This is a genomic window from Cryobacterium sp. PH31-L1 (assembly GCF_030063145.1).
Lineage (GTDB): Bacteria > Actinomycetota > Actinomycetes > Actinomycetales > Microbacteriaceae > Cryobacterium.
This window is the reverse complement of the sequence record NZ_JASISM010000005.1, coordinates 242,255-265,406: the sequence shown is the minus strand read 5'-3', so window position 1 is coordinate 265,406 and position 23,152 is coordinate 242,255. Positions and strand designations below refer to the sequence as shown.

Here is a 23,152-nt window from a genome sequence, read left to right as displayed (position 1 = left end):
GGGTCCGTACCGCGCTCGTCGTGCACTCCACGGGCGACCGCTACCGTGGAAGCATGACATTGGAGTCTCAGCCCACGCCCTTTTCCAGCCTCGACGAGTACATCGCGCTGCCCCGCGTGGAGGGTCTCGCGCTCTCGCCCGACGGGCACCGCGTCGTGCTCACCGTCGCCACCCTCACTCGCGATCAGACCAGCTACGAGCGCGCGCTCTGGTCGGTGGCCGTTGACGGCAGCGGCGCGCCGACCCGCCTGACCCGGTCGGCCAAGGGCGAATCGCAGGCCGCGTTCACCGCCGCCGGCGACGTTTTGTTCGTGTCCGGCCGGCCCGACACTGCAGCTGCCGACAAAGACGCCGAGGCCGCCCAGCTCTGGCTACTGCCCGCCGCCGGCGGTGAAGCCCGCGCGATCACGCGCCTCGCCGGGGGAGTGTCCGGTATCGCCGCGGTGGCGACCGCGGCCAACTCCCTCGTGATCGCCGCGGACCTGTTGCCGACCGCCGCCGACCTCGAAGCTGAAGGCGCCGCTCGCAAGGAACGCACCGAGAAGAAGGTCGCGGCCATTCTGCACGAGAGCTATCCGGTGCGCTACTGGGACCACGACCTTGGCCCTGCGGAGCCGCACCTGCTCGCGCTCGACCTCGCCGACCTGCACGACACGATCGCGGCCCCCACCATCAACGGCGAAGCGGATGCCCCCGCCCACTACCCCGCCGATCTCCCGCGTCCCCGAGACCTCACGCCCACCCCCGGCCGCACCATGGATACCGCCGGCCAGGCCCTGACCCCCGACGGATCCACGCTCATCGTGGCGTTGCGGGTGGCCGAGCAGCGTTCCGGTCGGTACGTTCTAGTGTCCATCGACGTCGCGACCGGCACGCAGACCACCCTGTTCGACGAACCGAAGGTCGACTTCGAGTCGCCGGCCGTGAGCCTGGACGGCCGTCGGATCGCCTTCGTGCGTTCCGCTGTCAGTACGCCGGAGGGTCCGGCCGATCAAGAGATATGGGTCGCCGACCTCGACGGCGGCCACCCGCGTCGCCTCGCCGCCGAGTGGGACCGCTGGCCGTCGAGTCTGGTCTTCGACGCGCCGACCGACTCGCCGACCGACGCGTGCGAGGCCCTCATCGTCACCGCCGACCACGACGGCCGCGGACCGATTTTTCGGGTGCCGCTCGACGGCGGCGCGCCCGAACAGCTCACGACCGACGACTTCAGCTACACCAACGTCTCGGTCGACGCCCAGACCGGCGATATGGTGGCTCTGCGTTCCTCTTGGATCACGCCGGCGCATCCGGTGCGCCTCAGCCGCTCCGGGGTCATCACCGCGCTCGCCACCCCGGCCGCACTGCCCGAGGTCCCCGGCACGATCACCGAGGTCGAGACCGTGGCCGACGACGGGGCGAGGGTGCGCGCCTGGCTGTTGCTGCCTGCGGGAGCGTCGGCGGAGCATCCGGTGCCGCTGTTGCTCTGGATTCACGGCGGCCCGCTGAACAGCTGGAACGCGTGGAGCTGGCGGTGGAGCCCGCTGCTCGCCGTGGCCCGCGGCTACGCGGTACTGCTGCCCGACCCGGCGCTCTCGACCGGCTACGGCCTGGATTTCATCGCGCGCGGCTGGAACGCCTGGGGTGCTAAGCCGTACACCGACCTGCTCGCGATCACGGATGCCGCCGAAGCGCTCCCCGAGATCGACGAGTCCCTGACCGCGGCGATGGGCGGATCTTTCGGCGGCTACATGGCCAACTGGGTCGCCGGACACACCGACCGATTCCGCGCCATCGTCAGCCACGCGAGCCTGTGGTCGCTCGACCAGTTCAACGGCACGACCGATAACTCCGAGTACTGGCAGAGCATCTTCTCGGCGCAGGGCATGATCGACAACTCGCCACACCAGGCGGTGCGCGACATCGTCACGCCGATGCTGGTCATTCACGGCGACCACGACTACCGGGTGCCGATCGGCGAGAGCCTGCGGCTGTGGTCGGAACTGGCCGAGCACCACGCCAATTCCGACGGCAGCACCGCGCACAAGTTCCTGTACTTTCCCGATGAGAACCACTGGGTGTTGAAGCCGCAGCACGCGGTGATCTGGTACGAGACCGTGTTCGCGTTCCTCGACCAGCACGTGCACGGCGCCGACTGGAAGCGGCCGCGCCTGCTCGGCTGAGCGTACGATCCGGCCGAGAGTTTCGGTTAAAGTGGACAGCTGGAGAGGAACCAGCTATTGAGTGATATTGCGAGCGAATTGGCGCGGGTGCGCGAAGCCTTCGACAAACCCACCCTGCGCCTGCTCGACCGCAAGTGGGCGCCGTTCGTGCTCGCCGTGTTCAAGAGCTCGTTCAGCCGGGACCGACGCAGCGTGCCGTGCGAACTGCTGCACACCCAGGTGGATGCCTACCTCGCCGACCTCCGCAGCACCGGCATCGACGCCCCAGAGAAAACCGGCCGCGCCCTGTGCGTGCAGTGGATGAACGACCTCTGGCTGTACCGCGAAGTGCGCGACACGGCTGATGAAACCGGCAAGGAGGAGCACTACTCGCTCACCAGCCACGCCCTCGAAGCCCTGCTGCTCGTTGATGGTCTCGCCCGGGATCGGGCGCTGATCAGCGAATCCCGACTCAGCACCATCGTCGACACCGTGCGCCACCGGGCCACGGAGGCCAACCCCGACCGCGAAGAGCGGGTGCGCCGCCTCGACCAGCAGATCGACGAGCTGACCAGCGAGCGCGACCGCCTGGCCGGAGGCGGCGACATCGCAGCCGCGTCGAACGAGCAGATGCACGAGGGCTACGCCAACCTCATCGACCTCATTCAGCAGTTGCCGAGCGACTTCAAACGGGTCGAAGAATCCGTCGCGGCCATGCACCGGCAGATCGTCAGCGACTTTCGCGGCGAGGAACGACCGATCAGCGAGGTTCTCGACGACTACCTCGCCAAAACGGATGCCCTCATGTCGTCGACCGCGGAGGGCCGAGCCTTTGAGGGCGCGTTCACCCTGCTGCGCAACGACACGCTCATGCAGGGGCTGAAGGCCGACCTCGAGACGATTCTGCTGCATCCGTTCGCCCTGGAACTGAGCTCTGGCGAACGTCGCAGCTTCATGAGCACGGTGACGCTGCTGCGCAAAGGCATCGACGACGTGCTCACCCAGCGCAAGGGACTCACGACCACCCTGCGCGAACACATCGTCAACCACGACGTCGTGAAAGACCGCGAGCTAGAACGAGTGCTGCGTGACATCAACCGCGAACTCGCGACCTGGATGCAGACCGCTGGGCCCCGGTCCACCGTCACCGCAGAGCTCATGCCCGGCACCCTCGAGGTCGAACATCTGCGCGAGCGGTTCTACGACCCGGTCGCCCATCGGGCCCCGCCCGCGCTGGCCGACGTCTCCTCGACTGCACCGGCAGCCCCGAGCCTGGGTGACCTGCGCCAGCAGGGCGGGCCGCTGCTCGAAGAACTGCGCGACGCCCTCGTGGCGGCGTTCGCGGGTGGTTCCGGTGAGGAGGCGGCGGCATCCGTTGGTGGCTTGTTCAACGGGTTCGACGGGAGTCTGCGCCGGCCGGTAGAGATTCTCGGCCTGCTGCAGCTGGCCGCCCAGCTGAGCCCGACAGCCGATTCGGCCGGTCTGGAAAGCTTCGAAACGGTGCGACCGGATGGCTCGGTGCGGCTCTTCGACGTACCGCGCCGCATTCTGACCGACGACGACGCGGCGGCCCTGGCCGCCCAGAATTTGGGATACCAGCATGAATGACGCATTGACGGACGACCTGGCGCGCGACCTGGAGGACATCGGGATCGATAGCGACCCGCTGAGCCTGTCGCTGTTCGAGGGCGATGAGGGCGGGCTCAGTGTCGAGCAGCGCCGCACCCTCGTGCTGTTGCTGAAGCACCGCTATATCTCGGCCGCCCTGCAGCCGGCCGAATGGCAGACGCTGCTCGCCTCGCAGAGCCTGCTCAAGTCGCGCCTCAACGACGTGTTTCTCGACCTGGAGGTTGACCTGCACTACGAGGTCGCGTTCAAACGCCAGGCGGTCGCCGAGGGCGGCGAGCGGTTTCCCACGCTGCTGCACGACGTTGCGTACACCCGCGAAGAGACCATTTTGCTCGTGCTGCTGCGCCAGCGGTTTCGAAGCGAACGGGCAGGCGGCCAGGAGATCGTGCTCGTCGACCGGGAGAACCTGGTGGAGAACGTCGCGCATTTTCGCCCGGACTACGCCACCGACCTCTCCGGCGATGCCCGCAGGGCGTCGGCCGCGGTCGACAGCCTCGCCAAGGCGCGGGTGCTGCTGAAGACCAGCGACCCCGACCGGTTTCGCGTCTCGGCGGTGATCGAGGTGCTCCTGTCGGTGGAACGCCTCGGCGAACTGCTCGACTGGCTGCGCCAAGAAAACGGCGACGCCGTCCACGACGACCCATCGCTAACCGCCTCGCACCAGGAGCTGCTCGTATGAACGATTCCCCGCTGTTCTACATTGACGGCGCCACCGAGGGCACCACCCAGTGGCGGGCCGAATCGATGCAACTGGTGAACTGGGGCGGTTTTCACGGCCACCACGAGATCGATTTCGCGGTGCAGGCCACGCTCGTCTCCGGTGCGTCCGGAACCGGCAAGAGCAGCCTGCTCGACGCATATCTGGCCCTGATGATGCCCTCGGACACCCCGTTCAACGGTGCCTCGAACGACGCCGGTTCCGGCCGCGCGCGCAGCGTCGACCAGCGCAACCTGATGACCTACCTGCGCGGCAAGACCGACGCCAACCGGGAAGCCGCCACCGGCGAACTCACCGACCAGGTGTTGCGCGGCGCACACGAGGCCACCTGGGGCGCCATCGCCCTAACCCTGATCGACGACAACGAGCGCCGGTTCACCGTGCTGCGCGCCTACTTCGTGCCGCGCGGTTCCCACAAATTCGCCGACGTCACCATGAAAATGGCCACCACAGACGGATCCCTCGACCTGCGCGACCTCGCCTCCTGCGCCGAGAACCGGTTTGACAAGCGGGCCCTCAAGGCCCGGTTCGAGGGCCTCGACGTGTTCGACACCTATGCGGCGTTCGCCCAGACCCTGTACACCCGGCTGGGAATCGGCGCGAACGGCGAGGGTGGCAAAGCGCTGCGCCTGCTCGCCCGCATTCAGGCCGGGCAGCAGGTGAAAACAGTCGACGGACTCTACAAGTCGATGGTGCTCGAAGAGCCGGCGACGTTCGCCGCCGCCGATAAAGCGGTCGACCACTTCGAAGACCTCGAACGCTCCTACGGCGCCATGGTCACCGAGGCCCAGAAAGCCCAGGTGCTCGAACGCCTGCCAGACCTGAACCAGGCCTACGGAACGGCCACCGCCAAGGCCGACCTGGTCGACACCTTTGGCGTTCACCGCGCCGGGGACACACCGTTCGTGCTCTGGCAGCTGCTGACCGAGCAGACCCTGCTCGAGGCCGCCGCCGATACCAACCGGGCCGCCCGCCGTGACAGCCAGGCCGCCCAGGTCGAGGCCCGCGACGCGGAGACCGCGCTCAAGACTCGCTTGGCTACGCTGCAACAGCAGCAGCGCGACAACGGCGGCGACGTGCTCGAACGCCTGCAGACCGAACTCGTGCACCTCGGCGACCAGCACGACGACGTTGCTCGTGAGCGCGCCGGCTTCGACGACCGGGTCAAGGTTTTGGCCGTGCCGATCGATTCCGCCGCCACCTTCGCAGCCGCCCAGCAGGGCGCTGACCGGTTTGCCGCTGGTTTCGCCGAAGCCGAAGCCGCCCTGGAGGAGACCCGCTCGGCACTGCAACGCGAGGCGTACCCGGTGGAGGAGGGCATCCGTTCACTCAAACAGGAGCGCGCGTTTTTGACCGGGCGCGAAAGCCTGGTGCCCCAGTCGCTTCACCAGGCGCGGCTGCTGATCGCCGAGGCCGCCGGCATTGGCGCCGAGGAGTTGCCGTTCGTGGCCGAACTCATCGACCTCGCTGCGGGTGAAGAAGCGTGGCGGCAGGCCGCCGAGGTGACGCTGTCGTCGGTCGTGCGCGTGTTGCTCGTTGACGAAACGCGGCTCGCGCACCTGAGCGCGGCGATCGACCCGATGCAGCTGCCGCTGCGCATCCACTTCGAGGGGGTGGCGCTGAAGCCGCACGAGGCCGTGGCCGGCGACGCCCGGTACCTGTCGGGCAAGCTCGACGTGAAGGATTCCCCGTTCAGCAGCTGGGTGCAGGCGCGCCTTCGATCGTCCAATCTTGACGCGTTGTGCGTGGCTGACCCGTCCGAGTTGGGTGGTGGGGGTGCACGGGTAACCCCGAGCGGGCAAACCCGAAACGGTTCCCGCGGAGCCCACGGCGCGAACAGCGGCCAGAAATCGATCATCGGGTTTACCAGCCGGGCTCGGCTGGACGACATTGCGGTGGAGCTGGCCGCGCAGGGGTTGGCGGCAGATGCTGTCGCGGGGCGGGCATCCGCTGTGTCGGCGCAACTGGGTGAGCTGCGCCTACAGCAGGCCGCTCACCAGCACATTTTCGACACGGACTGGTCGTCGATCGACGTCGATGCCGCCGCCGCGCGCATTGCCGACAAGAAATCCGAATACGAGCGGATGCGCTCCGGCAGCGATATTCTGCGCGCCCTGAGCGACGAAGAGGGCCGGCTCGCCCTCGAACTCGACGCTGCCCAGAAACTCAAGCACACCGCCGACGGGGTCGGTTCGGTGCTGGGCGAGGAGCAGGGCAGCATCGTCGACGCGCAGGACACGGTGAACGACCGACTCGAGCAGATCGAACGGGGCGAGGCCCTAACTCTGTCTGAGGAGCACGCCGCACACCTGGACGAACAGTTCGCGCTGGTCACCGAACGGAACGACCTCGCCGGTTTTGCCGGCGGCCTGAAGCGCCTGCGTGAACGGCTGATCGACCAGTCGGCGCAGGATCGCGACCGAGCAGCCCGCGATCGTGCCACCATGATCGGCATCTTCTCGGCCTACCAGGCCCGCTGGCCCGACCCGAATATCGGTGTCGCACTCGAATCGGTCACGAGCTACACCGACATCCTCGACGCCATCCGCACCCTCGGCCTGTCCGAACGCCGCCAGGAATGGAAACGGCGGCTGTCGGCGTGGAGCGGGCAGGACCTCGTGCCGCTCACCGGCGCCTTCAACACGGCGATCGAAGAAATCGAAGACCGGCTGCGGCCGATCAATGAGATCCTCGCGACGCTGCCGTTCGGTGCGACCCGCGACCGGCTGCAGATTGCGCTGCGGCGTCTGCACCGCGATGACGCGGCCGCGTTCCGCAAGGAGCTCAAGGTGCTCTCCTCGGGTGCGACGGAGCAATTCACCGATGACGAGACCGAAGACCGATTCACCCGGCTGCAGCAGTTCATGGGCCTGATCCGTCGCGGCACCGCTGAAACGCCCTCGCAGCGGGACCTGCTGCTCGACGTGCGGCAGCACGTGGAGATCACCGCCGTGCGCGTCACACCGGAGGGCGCCGCGGTCAGCACTTACTCCTCACTCGGCGGCAAGAGCGGTGGCGAGTCGCAGGAGCTCGTGGCGTTCATTGTCGGCGCTGCCCTGCGTTTTCAGCTCGGCGACGAGAGCCGTACCCGGCCGCGCTTCGCCCCGGTCTTCCTCGACGAGGGATTCGTAAAATCCGACGCCGAGTTTGCCGGCCGCGCCGTGGCCGCCTGGAAGGGTCTCGGCTTTCAGCTCATTGTCGGAGCCCCGCTCGACAAGGTCACCGCACTGGAACCGCACATGCAGCTCATGCTTTCGATCACCAAGAACACGGCTACCGGCTATTCCTACATCACGCCGCTGGCTTCGCCGGTGGATTCGGCGGCGTAGGCCGGGCTGCGGCAGCGGCCGGCAGACCCGGCGCTACTTCCGGTGCTTGTCTGGCCGGTCAGCCTCGTCGGTTTTGAACCTGTCCGCACGAAGCACTCCGGGCGATGATTCGCCCGGCAGGATGCCGTCGGAAACCTCCGCGCGTCGTATTCGGAAGACACCACCGATCCATATCGGGACCCGGCGGATGAAACCCAGTATGAAGAAGCCGACGGCCCCGGCCACGATTATGACGATGCCCCAAAATCGCCAATGCTCCTGCTCCAGTGCTGATCCAGTGGCCGTGGTCAGCATGCCGACCACCAGCAGCCCGCCGACAACTCCGCCACCGCGCACTAACGACTCTCCGCCGAAAATTGCGGCACCCAGCAGCGGCAAAATGAATCCGGCGGACACTATGGCGGCGCCGATGATGAAACCGATGCTGCTTCCCGCGTCTGCGTCGAAGAATACCGAGCCGATGAGCCAGTTCACGGCCAGTACGAACACGCCGAGCCCGATCAATCCGGGAATCGACCAGACCAGTATCCGCCTCCACCTGGCGATCGTGGTGCTGCTGAATCGATAGACCTGCTCGCCGGGCTCGCGTCGCCCCGGGCTCACCGGCGGCACGGAGACAGCATTTTGAGGATCGCCGTGGGGAGTGTTCGTACGGCCCATGGCCTGCCTTTCGATCCGGTCCGGCACCGCAGTGAGAAGTCAGAACGGATGCTGTGCACGATTGTCGCGCCGCAGTCAACGATACTCACAGCTTCCGACCACCATCGGCCCGGCGTAACATGACTGCGTATCGAGGGCCGGGGACCCGCCTTCGATCGGACACCGACGATGGAGCCGATCCATGACCCGACAGCGGCGATTTCACCGCAATCCCAGTTTTCGCAACCCAACATTTCTGTCCACCTGGCTGCTCTGGCTGGTCGGGGTACTGGCGTTTCCGATCGCCGGCCTGGCCGGTACGGCGGTGGGCGGACGGGTCAGTAATCCGGTGTCTGCCCTGATCGGCGGGGCGGTCTGCGGCGTAGTGATCGGCGTCGGGCAGGTGCTGACCAGCCGGCGACGTCTCAACCCCCTCATCTGGATTCCGCTCACCGCGATCGGCATGGGCCTGGGACTACTGCTCGGCTCGACCGTGGTGAATTACCGAACGACCCTGGCCGAACTCGCCCTGATGGGAGCGATCACCGGGCTCGTGCTCGGGGCGGCGCAGGCTGTCGCACTGCCGTCCCGCGCCCGGCGACGCTGGCTATGGGCTCTCGGCGTGGCCGTGCTCTGGGCGCTCGGCTGGACCCTGACGACCCTGGCGGGAGTGAACGTCGAGGCCCAGTTCACCAATTTCGGTGTGATTGGTGCGGTGACGTTCACCGCGCTGTCCGGGCTGCTGCTGCACATGCTGCTGCCGTTTCACCCGGCCTCTGGCATGTGGTTGCGGTCGAGTCCGGTCCAGACGGCGCTCTAACGTCCTGGGCGGCCTGAATGTCGCCACCTGGGCCTGACCTCTCCCGATCTGGGTAGCCGCTACGCCCGTTACCTAGTGCGTACCGATATTATCGGGCGCGCTCATTCGTCAGCGGCCGAGCAGGCGAGCGAAGAAGCCGCCGGTGGACTTCTCCTTCACGTGTCCCTCGCAGCGCTGGTTGCGTGGCACGCCCTTCATGACCTGGTCGACATGCTGGCCGCAGCCGGCCCAGGTGGTCTTTTGACAGGTCTTGCAGGTGACGGCTCTGCACATGGTGGGTGCCTTTCGTTGGGGAAGTATCTCCACAGTATACCCGTGGGGGTATACAGCGAATTCACATGAGACGAACGGATGCTTCCACCCCGGTCGGTGTATCGTGCCAGCGTCGACCACGTGGCCGGCGGGACAGATCGAGAGCGGTGCAGTATGAGCAGTGAACCTCCTATCAACGATGTCACCGACGACGACATCGAGGTCACACACTCCAAGGCCTGGGCCGCCGGCGTACCCGGCGTGCTGCACTCGATGGAGCCGGCGATCACCCAGATGGGCGCTGTGCGGGGCATGCGGGCGCTGCTGTCGATGAACCAGAAAGACGGGTTCGACTGCATGAGCTGTGCCTGGCCAGACCCCGACCATCGTAAGGCCTTCGAATTCTGCGAGAACGGCGCCAAAGCGGTCACCTGGGAGGCGACCCCGATCACCATCCCGACCAGCTTCTGGGCCGAGCACTCGCTCGCCGACCTGCGCGAGAAGAGCGAATACTGGCTCGGCATGCAGGGCCGGTTGGTCGAACCGGTCTACAAACCAGCCGGCAGCGACCACTACCGCCCGGTCAGCTGGCCCGAAGCGTTTCGTGTCATCGCCGCGAAGCTCAATGCGCTGGACTCGCCCGACCAGGCCGCGTTCTACACCAGCGGTCGCGCGTCCAACGAGGCCGCGTTCGCCTACCAACTGTTCGCTCGCGCCTACGGCACCAACAATCTGCCGGACTGTTCCAACATGTGTCACGAGTCCACCGGCTGGGCCATGGGCCAGACCGTCGGCATCGGCAAGAGCACCATCAGCTATGACGACTTCGGCAAGTCCGACCTGATCATCATCATGGGGCAGAACCCCGGTACCAACCATCCGCGCATGCTCACCGCGCTCGAAGAGGCGAAGGATGCCGGCGCCCAGATCGTCGCGGTCAACCCGCTGCCCGAGGCCGGCCTGCGCCGCTACAAGAACCCACAGCGGGTGCGCGGGGTCATCGGCCACGGCACCGACATTGCCGACCAGTTTCTGCAGATCCGCATCGGCGGTGACATGGCGCTGCTTCAGGCCGTCTCCAAACGGGTTCTCGACGCCGAAGATGCCAGCCCCGGAACCGTGCTGGACCAGGCCTTCCTCGACGAACACTGTCACGGACTGGCCGAATTGCGCGAGCATCTTGCCCAGCTGGACGAGCGGATCGTGCTGGCCGCGACGGGCCTCCGCTCGGCCCAAATCGATGAACTGGCCGAGCGGTATATCAGCGCCGATCGGGTGATCATCACCTGGGCGATGGGGCTCACCCAACAGAAAAAGGGAGTCGAGACCATCAAGGAGATCATCAACCTGCTGCTGTTGCGTGGCAACATCGGCAAGCCCGGCGCCGGCGCCTCGCCGATTCGCGGCCACAGCAACGTGCAGGGCGACCGCACCATGGGCATCTGGGAGCAGATGCCGCCGGCCTTCCTCGACGCCCTGGAAAAAGAGTTCGGCTTCAATCCGCCGCGCGAGCACGGTGTGGACTCCGTCGACGGGGTCCGCGCCATGCGGGACGGAAAGATGAAGGTGTGGATGGGCCTTGGCGGCAATTTCGTCGCCGCCATGAGCGACACCGGCATCGCCGAGACCGCCATGGCCCGCACGGAGATGAGCGTGCAGATTTCCACCAAGCTCAACCGTTCGCACGCCGTGACCGGCGAGGAGGCGCTGATTTTGCCGACCATGGGCCGCACCGAGATTGACGAGCAGGCCAGTGGGGAGCAGTTCGTCTCGGTCGAGGATTCGGTCTGCGCGGTGCATCCGTCCTGGGGCAAGCTCAAGCCGGTGTCCCCGAACCTGCTCTCCGAGGTCGCCATCATCTCGCGCCTGGCTAGCGCCGTTCTCGCCGACAAGGTGGCGGTGGACTGGGCCGGTTTCGAGGCTGACTACGACCTGATTCGCGAGCATATCTCGCACGTCGTGGACGGCTGCGAAAACTACAACGAGCGCATCCGGCAGGAGGGCGGTTTCGTGCTGCCGAACGGCCCGCGCGACTCCCGCACCTTCAATACCCCCACCGGCAAGGCCATGCTGACCACGAACACGCTGGAACACCTCGAGGTGCCGCCCGGGCGCCTCGTGCTGCAGACGCTGCGCAGTCACGACCAGTTCAACACCACCATCTACGGCCTGGATGATCGCTACCGCGGCATCAAGAAGGGTCGGCATGTGGTCTTCATCAACAAGAAGGACCTGATCAATCTCGGCTTCAATGACGGCGACCTGGTCGATGTGCACAGCGAGTTCAGCGACAACGTCGACCGGGTGCTGCGCGGCTACCGGCTGGTCGCCTACCCGACGCCGCGCGGCTGCGCTGCCGCGTACTATCCGGAGGCGAACGTGCTGGTGCCGCTCGACAGCGTTGCCGATGGCAGTAACACGCCGGTGTCAAAGGCCGTCATCATTCGATTGGAGCGTGCTGCCCAGTCGTGAAAGCTAGTGTGCTCATGGTTACTGAGCAGTATTGACCCAGCCGGCCGTGTCGGGGTTCTCATCTGCCGGCTGCCGGCAGACGTCGAGCACGACCTCCGCCGCCCGGGCGATCGCTAACTGCGAGGCTATCGTCGAATTACCCGCGGCGAGGCCTGCGGCATAGCCGACGACGAAGGTGGTGATCGGGGCGGCCATGGGGCTGACAGCGTGAGCAGCCTCATCGGCGACGTTGAGCATGAGGTGGTTGTCCAGTTCCAGGTCCAGAATCTGCAGAGCCTGGCTGAGCCGGCGGGTCCACTGCTGGAGGATCTCTTCGTCCACGGCGTTATGCGTCACAGCAGCTCCTTGAGTTGTCGGGTCTCACGTGTCGGATGCATCTGACTTAGCTGATCTGAGGGTACCCTCGCCGGAGAATTTCTGTGCAACGAAATAGTGCCGACCGCGCGTTACCAACCCAACGTGCCCGCGGCCCCCTTGAATGGTCCGGCGATTTTTGCCGTGATCCAGCCGCCGTAGTAGTCACCCTCCTGCGCCCGGACGGTTTCACCGTCAACGGTGCAGCGTGCCATGGCTCCCGGGTAGATCGCCACCCGGTCCGCCAGCGTTTCGAAGCCTGCGGTCGGCGTGGGATAGAACCAGGCGGCCCGGGTACTTGAACCGACGGTGAGGTAGCCGGCGACGCCCTTGAATTCGCAGTAGCTGTGGCCCGGTGCGGGTTGCAGCAGGCCAGGGGCGAACGCCGTGCGCGGCAGGTAGTACACCGGGGGATGGCTGGTTTCCAGCACCCGAACCACGTCGGTTGTGTCGGCGATCGTCAGGCCGTCGAGTTCGATCGTGACGTGCTCACCGGTGTGTTCGACGCGCGGCGGGCGCGGATAGTCCCAGACGGATTCCTGGCCCGGGCGGAGGGGATCGCGTTTCACTTGCTCATTCATGAGCCGATGCTAGAACGGTAACCTGCGAAGTCAGCTGTCAGTTCTGTGGGGGCGGGGGGTTTCGGGGGCGCAGAGCGACAGCGGTCAGCGCTGCGGCCAGCACCGCGAGACCGGCGACCATGCCGACCGTGCCGCCCCAGCCCCACTGCACGAAGAACACGCCGCCCAGCCAGCCGAACAGGCTCGATCCGGCGTAGTAGGACAGGTTGTACAGCGATGATGCCTGGGCGCGACCGACCGTGGCCTCGGCGCCGGTCCACCCGGAGGCCACGGCGTGCGCGGCAAAAAATCCGGCCGTGGCCAGCACGAGGCCGAGCAGAACGACCACAAGCACGCTCGACAGGGTCAGAAGCACGCCCACTGTCATGCAGGCGAGCGAGCCGAGCAGAATCGACCAGCGTCCGTATCGGGCAGCCAGGATGCCGGCTTGGGCCGACGACCAGGTGCCGGCGAGGTAGGCCACGAAGACGAGACTGATCAGGGCTTGTGGAAGGTTGAAAGGGTCGTGGGCTAGGCGAAAACCGAGGTAGTTGTAGAGGGCAACGAACCCGCCCATCAGCAGAAACCCCTGGGCATAGAGTGCGAGCAGGCGCGGTGACGTGAGGTTGGCGCCGAGTAGTCTGACCAGGCTGAGATCCGTGCCGCGTTCGCGTGCCCGGCGCGGCACAAAACCGCGAGGCGCCGGAATCAGACTGATGAACAGCACGGCCGACACCGCGCAGAGCACGCCGACGGTGAAGACGCCGACCCGCCAGGTGGTCAGTTCGGTGACCGGCCCGGCCACGAGACGCCCGAGCAGTCCACCGATCGAGGTGCCGGCGACGTAGGTGCCCGCCGCACGGGCGGCGTGCCTTGGTTCGATCTCCTCGCTGAGGTAGGCGATCGCGATCGCCGGGACCCCGCCGAGCATCAACCCTTCGACGAAACGGCCGGTGAGTAACAGCGAGTAGGTGGGCGCGAACGGCACCAGCAGTCCGAACACCGTGGCAGCGATCACCGCGATCGACATGGCCCGCACCCGGCCGAGCCGGTCGGCTACGAGCGACCAGGGAATCACGCCGATGGCCAGGCCGAGCGTCGATGCGGAGATGACGAGGGCGGCATCCGCTGCGCTGACCCCCACGTCGCCGGCGATCTGGGCGAGCACAGCCTGGGGCGAGTAGAGCTGGGCGAACGTGGCGATGCCGGCAAAGAACAGTCCGGCGAGCAGTTTGCGGTAGTCGGAGCTGCCGTGCGAGTGTCCGTTCCAGCTCGCGGATGCCGCCGCCCGGCCCGGGTGCGCGGGCGTCATCTGCGGGTGGTCAGGACTGGGGGCACTCGTTCAGAGTACGCGGCTGCGCGGGCTATGGTTGCGCGGCGTCGCGCGGGCTCAGCGTGCGGAGTCCTCCGAGCCAGTACACGCCGGCACCGACCAGCACGGTGGCCACGGCGATCAGCACGCAGTACAGCGCGACCGAGCCGTAGCCGGAGGCCGGATCGAGAAACGGGTACGGCACGAAGCCGTCGGTGGCACCGCGCACGAGCATGACGGCGAGCCACACGATCGGGTAGATCAGCAGCAGCCAGAGTCGGCGAAGCGGCAGGCGGGGGCGATCTGCCAGCAGGATCCAGTCCAGTACGGCGTAGATCGGAATGATGATGTGCAGAATGTCGTTGTACCACTGCAGGTTGAAGGAGTTCAGCCCGGCATTGGCGAGCAGGGTGTTATAGACGACTCCAACGATGGCCAGCACCGTGGTGGCGAGGGCGCGCAGGTAGATGGCCCACTGAGGCTGCGCGCGGCCGGCCAGGATAAACCGGGCCGAAGCCGCCCACGCTACCAGTCCGATGATGTTGCTTTGAATGGTGAAGTAGCCGAAGAAATTGAACGGGTTGATCGCCGTCTGCCCGGCCGAATAGGCGAATTGACCGACTATGGCGGCGACGACGGCCATCGCGGCGACAAGGCGAATGATGCCGAAAAGCTTGTCCATGTGACTCACCGATTCATGCGTAGTTGCCCCAATTGGCTGGTTGCATCCTAGTGGGGCGAATCTGGCTACAGTGTGCCCATGAGTTCTGATGCGGTAAATCTGACGGTCGACGGCCCGCACGGTGCGCGCGAGGTGCGGCTGTCGAGCCCGGCCCGGGTGCTCTGGCCCGAGCCGGGAATCACCAAACTCGACCTCGCCCGGTACTTCATCGACGTGGGGGAGGCGTTTGTTGGGGCCAACGGTGACCGTCCGGTGTCGCTGCAGCGCTTGAGTGGCGGCATCGACGGGGAGCAATTCTTCTCCAAGAACCCGCCTAAGGGCGCTCCGGACTATGTGCGGGCCGTGCCCGTGGTCTACCCGAGCGGGCGCACGCATCCGCAACTCGTGATCGACGAATTGGCCGCAGTGGTGTGGGCGGTGCAGATGAACACGATCGTGTTCCACCCGTGGCCGTCCAGGGCCGAACTCCCCGATAATCCCGACGAACTGCGCATCGACCTGGATCCGCAGCCGGGCACGGACTTCGCCGATACCGTTCCGGTCGCCGTGGAACTGAAGAACCTGCTCGCCGAAGCCGGCCTGACGGCGTTTGTGAAGACATCCGGTAATCGCGGTCTGCACGTCTTTGCGCCGATCACCCCGACCCACGAATTTCTCGACGTGCGGCACGCCGTCATTGCCGGCGCGCGCGAGCTGGAACGACGGATGCCCGAGAAGGTCACCACGAACTGGTGGAAGGAAGAGCGCGGCGAGCGTATCTTCATCGACTACAACCAGGCCAACCGCGATCGCACCATGGCCGGCGCCTATAGCCCCCGGCCGCTGCCGCACGCTCCGGTCTCCTGCCCGCTGGAGTCGGACGAATTGGCCGGCGCCGACCCGCGTGCCTTCACGATTCTGACGGTTCCGGATCGGCTGCGGGGCCAGGGAGACCCGTGGGCGATTATGCATGATCAGCCTGGCACCATCGACACCCTGTATTCGTGGTGGGAACGCGATCTGGCTAACGGGCTCGGCGAACTGCCGTTTCCGCCGGACTTTCCGAAGATGCCGGGGGAGCCGCCGCGGGTGCAGCCGAGTCGCGCCAGGAAGCCCGACTAGCCTGCCGCCGAGCCCGGCGCCCGAGCCCGCGTCAGTTCGCTATGCGCTCGAATGGCAACGGCGGCTCCGGCGCGGTGCCGGCGCCGAAGGGGTGCCCGCCGAGGTCAGCGCGGGCGTGCGGGGCCAGCCAGGCGGCGGTATCCGGTCCCTTGGGCACGATGCCGCTGGGGTTGATGTCCACGTGCGTCACGTAGTAGTGCCTCTTGATCTGGTCGAAGTCGATCGTGTCGCCGAACCCCGGGGTCTGGAACAGGTCGCGGGCGTAGGCCCAGAGCACCGGCATCTCGCTGAGCTTGTTGCGATTGCACTTGAAATGGCCGTGATAGACCGCGTCGAACCGTGCGAGCGTGGTGAACAAGCGGATGTCCGCCTCGGTGATCGTGTCGCCCACGAGATACCGCTGCCCGGTCAGGCGCTGTTCGAGCCAGTCCAGCCGGGCGAACAGAGCGTCGTAGGCCCGCTCGTACGATTTCTGGCTCCCGGCGAACCCGCACTTGTAGACGCCGTTGTTCACGTCGTGAAAGATGAGATCGGCGACCTCGTCGATTTCGGCTCGCAGCGCTTCCGGGTAGAGGTCGGGAGCGCCGGGGCGGTGATACGCCGTCCACTCGGTCTCGAAGTCGAGGGTGATCTGCGGGTAGTTGTTGGTGACGACCTTGCCCGTGGGCACATCGACGATCGCTGGCACGGTGATGCCGCGCGGGTAGTCGGGAAAGCGGGCGAAGAACGCCTGTTGCAGGCGTTCGATGCCGAGTACCGGGTCGACGCCGCCGGGATCGAGGTCAAAGGTCCAGCTGTTCCTATCGTGGGTGGGGCCCGGCAGGCCGAGCGAGATGACACCCTCGAGGCCAAGCAGCCGACGCACGATCGTGGTGCGGTTCGCCCATGGGCAGGCACGGGCCGCGACCAGGCGGTAGCGGCCAGGTTCGACCGGCCAGCCATCGCGGCCGTCCTGGGTGATGCGGTCTTCGATGTAGTTGGTGTCGCGGTTGAAATCCAGGCCGGGAGTGATGTAACTGGGATTCAGACTCATGTACCCACGCTACGCGCTGCCGAGCCGCGTTGTAGGTCAAGCCTCGTGGTCAGGCCGTGAGTTCGGCCAGGATCTCGGCATCGGTGCGCGCATCGATGATGCCCCACATCATGTGGGTGGGCCCGCTGCTGTCGCTCGGCTCGACCCGGGGCCGGCTGGCCCAGCCGCGGTCGACGGCGGCGGCACCGAGCTGGTCAAGTGATGCGCTGATGCGGGTCTTGCGAATCTTGCCGGCCTGTACGCTGCCGTCGGGTGCCTGACGCCAGCCGCGCTTGGCGGCGATCACGCGGCCGATCTCTTCGTCGGTCAGCCAGCGCGAAAAACTGCGGGTGGGCGGGTCGATGGCAATCAGCTTCATGCCCGTTACTGTACCCGCTACCGCACCGCGAGCACGCAGGGCAATCCCGCGTCCCTGACCGGAAGAATTCGTGGCCCGACCTGCGTGCTGTTGACTGATCCGGGCGATAATCACAGGACTACCCCGACACAAGAACTAAGGAGAACCACCATGAGCAGTCGTCTCAACCCCTACCTCGGATTTCGTGACAACGCTCGCGAAGCCATGGACTTCTACCAGAGTGTCTTCGGCGGAGAGGTCACCCGCAGCACCTTCGGTGAATTCAACGCGAGCGAAGATCCGGCCGAGAAGGACAAGATCATGCACTCGGAACTGACCACTACCAGCGGTTTCTCGCTCATGGCTTCTGACACCCCGAGCAGTATGGAACTCCCCACCAGCAGCAGCGTCACCGTCTCCCTCAGCGGAGACGATGAAGCCGAACTGACCGGATACTGGGAGAAGTTGCTCGACGGTGGCACCGCGACCATGCCGCTCAGCAGAGCACCTTGGGGTGACAGCTTCGGCATGCTGGTCGACAAGTTCGGCACTAACTGGATGGTCAACATCGCGGGCGCAGACAGCGCGTCGGCGGCTGCCTCCTAGCCCCGCGATTCAGCGTTGTGGGACGCTATCGCTCGGTGCTGATTTCGTAAAGCAGCGAAGAAGTTTCTCCGCGCGAGCGTGCGTTTCGACCTATGCTGAGCCCGTGATGAATGCATCGGCGACACACCTCGCTCGTGAAGCGAGCAACAGTTCGGCACTGCAACTGCTGGCACGGCTGGGTTTCGCCGTCAACGGGCTGCTGCACATTCTCATCGGTTCGATCGCGATCACCGTCGCGGTCGGGGCCGGCGGTGGCTCGGCTGACCAGAGCGGGGCGCTCGGCCAGGTGGCGTCGAGCCCGGGCGGTGTGTTCCTGCTCTGGACCGTCGTGGTCGGCCTGTTCGCCCTCGGGCTGTGGCTGGTCATCTCGGCATTCGTGATGCACGGCGATCCCAAACGCACGTGGTCACGTCGAGTCGCGAACTTCGCCAAAGCCATCGTGTACTTTGCTCTCGGCGCCACCGCGCTGACCTTCGCGCAGGGTGGCTCGGCCAGTTCCGCCGGCAGCACCCAGAGTGCGAGTTCATCGCTGTTGGCCACTCCGGGCGGAGTCGTCGTGCTGTTCCTGGCGGGAGTGGCCGTGCTCGGCGTTGCGGGCTATTTCATCTACAAGGGTGCCGCGCAGAAGTTCCGGTCCGACCTGGCCGTGCCGGGCGGAACGGTCGGCCGCGCGGTCATCGTGCTCGGCGTGGTCGGTTACATCGCCAAGGGCATCGCCCTCGGCGTGGTCGCGATCCTCATCGGTGCCGCTGCGCTCACCCACGACGCCAGCAAGTCCACCGGACTCGATGGGGCCCTCAAATCACTCGCCGCCCTGCCCTACGGCACGATCGCGTTGATTTTGATCGGTCTTGGCCTCATCAGTTACGGTGCCTACTGCTTTGTTCGGGCCCGCCGCGCCCGGCTGTAGCGAAGTCGTTCGCAGTGTTCTCGCCTGCAGTGAACGGTGGGCGTGACGGGTATCCCAGGCGATCACTGCGCCGAGCACCACGAACGAGATCGCGAGTGAGGCGAGGGCATCCGTCGTCCAGTGGTAACCAAGATAGAGGCGACTGGTAGCGGCGAGCACGATGCAGACCAAGGCCACGCTGAAGCCCACGATGACGTTTCGGCGGCTACTTCGCCGCGACACGATCAGATAGGTGAGCACGAGCACGAAGTCGGCCGCGCCGAGCACGTGCCCCGACGGAAACGAGAACGAGTGATCCGCGCCGAATAGCATCAGCTCGACCGGCGGTCGGCTGCGGGCGACCAGTGGCGCCAGGATCTGCGCCAGCAGCACCCCGGTGAGCATGGCCGCGGCGAGTACGAGCGGCCGCCAGGCATGTTTGCCAGTCACGCCCCAGACGACGGCGAGCACCAGCACGATGATCGGCAGGGCGACCGGGCCGAACACGATCGCCAGGGCGATCATGACGACTGTCAGGGTCGGCGACCGTTCGCCCACGAGCCACAGGCGAATCGGCGAGTCGTAGATTGCTGAACGGTCGGGTTGCAGCACGTCGACGAGTACGCAGATGAAGAGCACGACGCCAACGCCGACGAGGGTCATCGAGATCAGGCTCAGGCGCCGACGCTGGGCCGCCGAGAGTGCTCGGGTGTCGGCGACGAATTTCTCGTAGCGGGTGCGCCAGACCGGCTCGCTCCGGAGCTCGCTCATCTGCGGTCCTTTCGGGTTGGGGTGTGTGTCGGCTCTCGATCTGCAGTCGCGCCACACTACAACGGTCGAGCCCGGTCGAGAAGGCGCGACCGGGGCGAATTCGCGTCAGTCGATCGCAACGTCTCCTGGTGATTTGTCTGGGCGCCAGCCCCGCCACGAGGGCTGACGCAGCCGACCGGTCGCTGTCCATTCGGCGAACTCGACCTCGGCGACGAGGGTGGGGCGCACCCAGACGGCGCTCTGGGCATCCGTTGCAGGAATGTCGCTGAACGGTGTGGTCTTTCGCACCAGCCGGGCCAGTCGAGAACGGATGTCGGTGAGGTCGCGTTCCCCAAACCCGGTGCCGACGCGGCCGACGTAGCGGAGGCCCGCATCGGTCGGCACCCCGAGCAGCAGCGACCCGATCGCGCCGGTGCGGTTGCCGCGGCCGGGACGCCAGCCGCCCACGACAACCTCCTGAGTACGAAAGTGTTTGATTTTCACCCAGTCGCGGGACCGACGCCCGACCGTGTAGCGACCGTCGAGCCGCTTGGCCATGACGCCTTCGAGCCCGAGCCGGCGGCTGGTCTGAAATGCCTCGGCGAAGTCGCCGTCGAACCGTGGCGGCACCTGGGTGGAGCCGGTCGCGGTGACCGCGTTCTCCAGCCGGTCCCGCCGCGCGCTGTAGTTGAGCCCGGTGAGGGAGCGGCCGTTTAGTTCGAGCAGGTCGAAGAGCATGAACTGCAACGCGGCCCGTTTCGATGCGGCGGCCACTTCCCGTTCCTCGGTGAGTTTCATGCGGGTCTGCAGCAGGCCGAAGTTCGGGCGGCCGCGTTTGTCGACGGCCACGATCTCGCCGTCGAGCACCGCGGCATCCGTTTCTGGATTCGTCGCCAGTGCGGCGAGCAGGTCGGCGACGAGATCGGGATAGGACGCCGTCACGTCGTGCCCGTTGCGGGTGACCAGGCGCACGGTCTGCTCGGCCAGCGACAGGTAGGCGAGCGCCCGCATTCCGTCCCACTTCATTTCGAAGGCCCAGCCGTCGTCGCCGAGGTCGGCCTCGGAGCCGGCGGCGGCCAACATCGGGGAGTAGGTGCTCTTCGATGGTGCGATGCTCGCTGCCGGTGCGCTGTGCGGGCGGGCATTCGTGCGGGAGTCGGCGCCAGCGGTGAGTGGCTTCATGCGGTGGATCAGCCAGTTGTTCGCCGGTTTGCTGCCGTGGCCGTCGCTCGTGCGAATGAGGGCGAACCGGGCTGAGCCGCCGAGTCCGGCGGCGGGTTCACCGTGCAGGGTCACGATCACCTCGTCGTCGCGCCATTTTTCGAGTTCGTAGTCGCCGCGGTCCCAGATGGATACGTCGCCGGCTCCATATTCTCCGACTGGAATATTCCCCTCGAAACTGCCGTATTCGAGCGGATGATCCTCCACGTGCACCGCGAGCCGGTTCTGGGCGGTCGACACCGGCACGCCACGCGGCAACGCCCAGGACACCAGTACGCCATCGTGTTCGAGCCGAAAATCCCAGTGCAGGCTGCGGGCATGGTGTTCCTGAATCACGAAGGAATGACCCGCGGATGCCGTGGCTGGGGCCTCAGGCACCGGCTCGGGGGTCTTCGACGCATCGCGCTTGTGGCGGTAGACCGTGAGTCGGTCCGGTGTGACCAGGGCGGACGCCGAGTCATTCGCGTTCACGGTGTGCTCGAGCGACCCGGCCGACAGCAGTGCGAGCGGATCCTCCCGCCGTTTCAGGCGAGCTAGCACCTGCTTGTAGTCCAGCTGTTCGAGGTCGGCCGAGGCCAGTTCCTTCCAGGTGCGCGGGGTCGCAACCATCGGGTGGCTGCGCCCCCGCAGCGAATACGGGGTGATGGTGGTTTTCGCGGCGTTGTTCTGGCTCCAGTCCACCAGTACCTTGCCGGGGCGCAGGGTCTTCTTCATGTCGCTTACGACGAGGTCTCTATGGTCGGCTTCGAGGGCCCGCGCCAGTTCGTGCGCCACCGCCGACACCTGGTCGGAGGTGTACGACAGGTCGAGGGCCGCATACACATGGATGCCCTTGCTTCCGCTGGTCACCGGCATCGGTTCCAGCCCCATGTCCTGCAGAATCGTGCGCGCCAGCCGCGCCACCTCCGCGCATTCGGCGAGCCCGATGCCCTCACCCGGGTCGAGGTCGAGCACGATCCGGTCGGGATTGCGCTGGGTGCCGGTGCGACCGAACTGCCACTGCGGCACGTGGATTTCAAGGGCGCTCATCTGTCCGAGCCAGGTGAGGGTGGCGATGTCGTTCACCAGCGGGTAGGAGTTCACGTGGTCCTTGTGTTGAATCTCACGCCGCTTCACCCAGCTCGGCGCCCCGGGTTCCAGGTTCTTCTGGAAGAACATCGTGCCGGGGTTCTCACTCGTGCCGACGCCGTGCACCCAGCGCTTGCGGGTGGCCGGTCGGTTCCCCGCGTGGGCAATGAGCACGTCCGCGATGGCCGCGTAGTATGCCAACACGTCGGCCTTGGTGGTGCCCGTCTCCGGGTACATCACCTTGTCGAGGTGGGTGAGCGAAATGCGGTGACCCTCAACGGAGACCACCTGGCTGCTGGCGTTCATGCGTCAACTGTGCCGCGGAAACCACCGGTCTACTAGGCGAAAAATGTCTCATTCGGGTGTGTACTGGTCGTATGAGAAGCATCTGGACCGGTGCGATCACCTTCGGGCTCGTCAATGTGCCCGTCAAGGTGTACAGCGCCACCGAAGACCACGACGTGTCACTGCACCAGGTGCACGATGCCGATGGGGGACGCATCCGTTATCAACGTCGGTGCGAGATCTGCGCCAAAGTCGTTCCGTACGACCACATCGACAAGGCGTTCGACGACGGTGAGCAGACCGTGGTGCTCACGGCGGACGACTTCGCCACGCTGCCCTCCGAGCGCAGCAAAGAGATCGACGTGGTCGAGTTCGTGCCGAGCGATCAGATCGACCCGATCATGCTCGACAAGAGCTACTTTCTCGAACCCGACGGCAAGTCGTCGAAGGCCTACGTGCTGCTCCGTCGCACTCTTGAGGCCACCGACCGTACCGCCATCGTGCACTTCGCCCTGCGGCAGAAGACCCGGCTGGGTGCGTTGCGCGTGCACGGCGACGTGCTCATGCTGCAATCCCTGCTCTGGGACGACGAGGTGCGCGAGGCCAAGTTTGCGTCTCTCGACGAGCGGGTGAACGTCAGCGCCAAGGAGCTGGACATGTCGGCCGCACTGGTTGAGTCATTCGCGGCCGACTTCGCACCGGATGCCTTCACCGACGATTACCAGGACGAGTTGCGGGCGCTGATCGAGGCCAAACTGAAAAGCGGCGACACGGTGTCAACCGAGGTCACCTTCGGGGAAACCGAGGAAGAGGGCGAGGGCGGCGAGGTGCTCGACCTGATGGAGGCCCTGCGGCGCAGTGTCGAGGCGAGCCGCGATCGGGCCAAGCCCAAGCCGCAGCCCCAGAAGAAGCGGGCCCGGTCCGCCTCCTGATCGGGCAGCTTCCCGATTCGCG

20 protein-coding genes are annotated in these 23,152 nt (G+C 66.2%); 10 read left to right on the top strand and 10 right to left on the bottom strand.

Annotation, left to right across the window (positions count from 1 at the left end; genetic code table 11):
• The first annotated feature begins 53 nt into the window (after nt 1-53).
• The 4 genes from QMF22_RS12110 to QMF22_RS12095 are packed head-to-tail and all read left to right on the top strand — an operon-like array spanning nt 54 to nt 7,817.
• Nucleotides 54-2,162, top strand: coding sequence for a S9 family peptidase (locus QMF22_RS12110; protein ID WP_283453892.1), 2,109 nt, complete (start codon nt 54-56; stop codon nt 2,160-2,162).
• 57 nt (nt 2,163-2,219) lie between these two features.
• On the top strand, nt 2,220-3,749 hold the full coding sequence (locus tag QMF22_RS12105; RefSeq protein WP_283453890.1) for a DUF3375 domain-containing protein: 1,530 nt from the start codon (nt 2,220-2,222) through the stop codon (nt 3,747-3,749).
• The gene (locus QMF22_RS12100; protein WP_283453889.1) at nt 3,742-4,449 is read left to right on the top strand and encodes a DUF4194 domain-containing protein; all 708 of its coding nucleotides are present in this window, start codon (nt 3,742-3,744) and stop codon (nt 4,447-4,449) included. Before QMF22_RS12105 ends, QMF22_RS12100 begins: the two co-directional genes overlap by 8 nt.
• Nucleotides 4,446-7,817, top strand: coding sequence for an ATP-binding protein (locus QMF22_RS12095; protein ID WP_283453886.1), 3,372 nt, complete (start codon nt 4,446-4,448; stop codon nt 7,815-7,817). The genes QMF22_RS12100 and QMF22_RS12095 overlap by 4 nt, the downstream gene beginning before the upstream one ends.
• Before the next feature lie 33 nt (nt 7,818-7,850).
• On the opposite strand, the gene QMF22_RS12090 is transcribed toward QMF22_RS12095, so the two are convergent.
• Nucleotides 7,851-8,477, bottom strand: coding sequence for a hypothetical protein (locus QMF22_RS12090; RefSeq protein WP_283453884.1), 627 nt, complete (start codon nt 8,475-8,477; stop codon nt 7,851-7,853).
• Between the two features lie 181 nt (nt 8,478-8,658).
• Here QMF22_RS12090 and QMF22_RS12085 point away from each other — a divergent pair, with 181 nt between their 5' ends.
• Nucleotides 8,659-9,276, top strand: a complete 618-nt coding sequence (locus tag QMF22_RS12085) for a hypothetical protein (protein ID WP_283453882.1) — start codon at nt 8,659-8,661, stop codon at nt 9,274-9,276.
• 108 nt (nt 9,277-9,384) lie between these two features.
• Here the strand turns inward: QMF22_RS12085 and QMF22_RS12080 are convergent, their stop codons facing one another.
• Complete coding sequence (locus tag QMF22_RS12080; RefSeq protein WP_166784319.1) at nt 9,385-9,549, bottom strand: DUF8730 family Cys-rich protein; 165 nt, start codon at nt 9,547-9,549, stop codon at nt 9,385-9,387.
• Nucleotides 9,550-9,702: 153 nt separating this feature from the next.
• Between QMF22_RS12080 and QMF22_RS12075 the strand changes: the two genes are divergently transcribed.
• A complete protein-coding gene (locus QMF22_RS12075; protein WP_283453878.1) occupies nt 9,703-12,000 on the top strand; it encodes an FdhF/YdeP family oxidoreductase in 2,298 nt (765 codons plus the stop codon).
• Nucleotides 12,001-12,018: 18 nt separating this feature from the next.
• On the opposite strand, the gene QMF22_RS12070 is transcribed toward QMF22_RS12075, so the two are convergent.
• The 4 genes from QMF22_RS12070 to QMF22_RS12055 all read right to left on the bottom strand — a co-directional run bounded on the left by QMF22_RS12070 (nt 12,019) and on the right by QMF22_RS12055 (nt 14,908).
• Nucleotides 12,019-12,336, bottom strand: coding sequence for a DUF6457 domain-containing protein (locus tag QMF22_RS12070; protein ID WP_283453876.1), 318 nt, complete (start codon nt 12,334-12,336; stop codon nt 12,019-12,021).
• 110 nt (nt 12,337-12,446) lie between these two features.
• Entirely contained in the window at nt 12,447-12,935 is a 489-nt protein-coding gene (locus QMF22_RS12065) for a DUF427 domain-containing protein (protein WP_283453874.1), read from the bottom strand.
• A gap of 37 nt (nt 12,936-12,972) precedes the next feature.
• Nucleotides 12,973-14,226, bottom strand: coding sequence for an MFS transporter (locus QMF22_RS12060; protein ID WP_283453872.1), 1,254 nt, complete (start codon nt 14,224-14,226; stop codon nt 12,973-12,975).
• Nucleotides 14,227-14,278: 52 nt separating this feature from the next.
• On the bottom strand, nt 14,279-14,908 hold the full coding sequence (locus tag QMF22_RS12055; protein ID WP_283453870.1) for a Pr6Pr family membrane protein: 630 nt from the start codon (nt 14,906-14,908) through the stop codon (nt 14,279-14,281).
• A gap of 78 nt (nt 14,909-14,986) precedes the next feature.
• Here QMF22_RS12055 and ligD point away from each other — a divergent pair, with 78 nt between their 5' ends.
• The gene (gene ligD / locus QMF22_RS12050) at nt 14,987-16,009 is read left to right on the top strand and encodes a non-homologous end-joining DNA ligase (RefSeq protein WP_283453868.1); all 1,023 of its coding nucleotides are present in this window, start codon (nt 14,987-14,989) and stop codon (nt 16,007-16,009) included.
• Nucleotides 16,010-16,040: 31 nt separating this feature from the next.
• Here ligD and QMF22_RS12045 read toward each other — a convergent pair whose 3' ends face one another.
• On the bottom strand, nt 16,041-17,042 hold the full coding sequence (locus QMF22_RS12045; RefSeq protein ID WP_283453865.1) for a glutathione S-transferase family protein: 1,002 nt from the start codon (nt 17,040-17,042) through the stop codon (nt 16,041-16,043).
• A gap of 49 nt (nt 17,043-17,091) precedes the next feature.
• Complete coding sequence (locus tag QMF22_RS12040) at nt 17,092-17,400, bottom strand: hypothetical protein (protein ID WP_283453864.1); 309 nt, start codon at nt 17,398-17,400, stop codon at nt 17,092-17,094.
• 150 nt (nt 17,401-17,550) lie between these two features.
• Here QMF22_RS12040 and QMF22_RS12035 point away from each other — a divergent pair, with 150 nt between their 5' ends.
• Both QMF22_RS12035 and QMF22_RS12030 read left to right on the top strand, forming a co-directional pair.
• Nucleotides 17,551-17,985 carry a VOC family protein gene (locus QMF22_RS12035; RefSeq protein WP_283453862.1) on the top strand — a complete coding sequence of 145 codons (435 nt, stop codon included), beginning with the start codon at nt 17,551-17,553 and terminating at the stop codon, nt 17,983-17,985.
• Between the two features lie 106 nt (nt 17,986-18,091).
• Nucleotides 18,092-18,895 (top strand): DUF1206 domain-containing protein, encoded by an 804-nt coding sequence (locus tag QMF22_RS12030; protein WP_283454099.1) that lies wholly within the window; start codon nt 18,092-18,094, stop codon nt 18,893-18,895.
• On the opposite strand, the gene QMF22_RS12025 is transcribed toward QMF22_RS12030, so the two are convergent.
• A complete protein-coding gene (locus tag QMF22_RS12025; RefSeq protein WP_283453860.1) occupies nt 18,788-19,645 on the bottom strand; it encodes a phosphatase PAP2 family protein in 858 nt (285 codons plus the stop codon). The two genes, QMF22_RS12030 and QMF22_RS12025, sit on opposite strands and share 108 nt — an antisense overlap.
• Before the next feature lie 105 nt (nt 19,646-19,750).
• A complete protein-coding gene (locus QMF22_RS12020) occupies nt 19,751-22,219 on the bottom strand; it encodes an ATP-dependent DNA ligase (protein ID WP_283453858.1) in 2,469 nt (822 codons plus the stop codon).
• Between the two features lie 71 nt (nt 22,220-22,290).
• Here QMF22_RS12020 and ku point away from each other — a divergent pair, with 71 nt between their 5' ends.
• Entirely contained in the window at nt 22,291-23,130 is an 840-nt protein-coding gene (gene ku, locus QMF22_RS12015) for a non-homologous end joining protein Ku (protein WP_283453856.1), read from the top strand.
• Nucleotides 23,131-23,152: the final 22 nt, after the last annotated feature.

What these genes read in the sequence shown, in the direction of transcription:
- QMF22_RS12110 (WP_283453892.1), top strand. Translation starts at nt 54, where the DNA reads ATGACATTGGAGTCTCAGCCCACGCCCTTTTCCAGCCTCGACGAGTAC.
- QMF22_RS12100 (WP_283453889.1), top strand. Translation starts at nt 3,742, where the DNA reads ATGAATGACGCATTGACGGACGACCTGGCGCGCGACCTGGAGGACATC.
- QMF22_RS12095 (WP_283453886.1), top strand. Translation starts at nt 4,446, where the DNA reads ATGAACGATTCCCCGCTGTTCTACATTGACGGCGCCACCGAGGGCACC.
- QMF22_RS12090 (WP_283453884.1), bottom strand. Translation starts at nt 8,477, where the DNA reads ATGGGCCGTACGAACACTCCCCACGGCGATCCTCAAAATGCTGTCTCC.
- QMF22_RS12085 (WP_283453882.1), top strand. Translation starts at nt 8,659, where the DNA reads ATGACCCGACAGCGGCGATTTCACCGCAATCCCAGTTTTCGCAACCCA.
- QMF22_RS12080 (WP_166784319.1), bottom strand. Translation starts at nt 9,549, where the DNA reads ATGTGCAGAGCCGTCACCTGCAAGACCTGTCAAAAGACCACCTGGGCC.
- QMF22_RS12075 (WP_283453878.1), top strand. Translation starts at nt 9,703, where the DNA reads ATGAGCAGTGAACCTCCTATCAACGATGTCACCGACGACGACATCGAG.
- QMF22_RS12065 (WP_283453874.1), bottom strand. Translation starts at nt 12,935, where the DNA reads ATGAATGAGCAAGTGAAACGCGATCCCCTCCGCCCGGGCCAGGAATCC.
- QMF22_RS12060 (WP_283453872.1), bottom strand. Translation starts at nt 14,226, where the DNA reads ATGACGCCCGCGCACCCGGGCCGGGCGGCGGCATCCGCGAGCTGGAAC.
- QMF22_RS12055 (WP_283453870.1), bottom strand. Translation starts at nt 14,908, where the DNA reads ATGGACAAGCTTTTCGGCATCATTCGCCTTGTCGCCGCGATGGCCGTC.
- ligD (WP_283453868.1), top strand. Translation starts at nt 14,987, where the DNA reads ATGAGTTCTGATGCGGTAAATCTGACGGTCGACGGCCCGCACGGTGCG.
- QMF22_RS12045 (WP_283453865.1), bottom strand. Translation starts at nt 17,042, where the DNA reads ATGAGTCTGAATCCCAGTTACATCACTCCCGGCCTGGATTTCAACCGC.
- QMF22_RS12040 (WP_283453864.1), bottom strand. Translation starts at nt 17,400, where the DNA reads ATGAAGCTGATTGCCATCGACCCGCCCACCCGCAGTTTTTCGCGCTGG.
- QMF22_RS12035 (WP_283453862.1), top strand. Translation starts at nt 17,551, where the DNA reads ATGAGCAGTCGTCTCAACCCCTACCTCGGATTTCGTGACAACGCTCGC.
- QMF22_RS12030 (WP_283454099.1), top strand. Translation starts at nt 18,092, where the DNA reads ATGAATGCATCGGCGACACACCTCGCTCGTGAAGCGAGCAACAGTTCG.
- QMF22_RS12025 (WP_283453860.1), bottom strand. Translation starts at nt 19,645, where the DNA reads ATGAGCGAGCTCCGGAGCGAGCCGGTCTGGCGCACCCGCTACGAGAAA.
- QMF22_RS12020 (WP_283453858.1), bottom strand. Translation starts at nt 22,219, where the DNA reads ATGAACGCCAGCAGCCAGGTGGTCTCCGTTGAGGGTCACCGCATTTCG.
- ku (WP_283453856.1), top strand. Translation starts at nt 22,291, where the DNA reads ATGAGAAGCATCTGGACCGGTGCGATCACCTTCGGGCTCGTCAATGTG.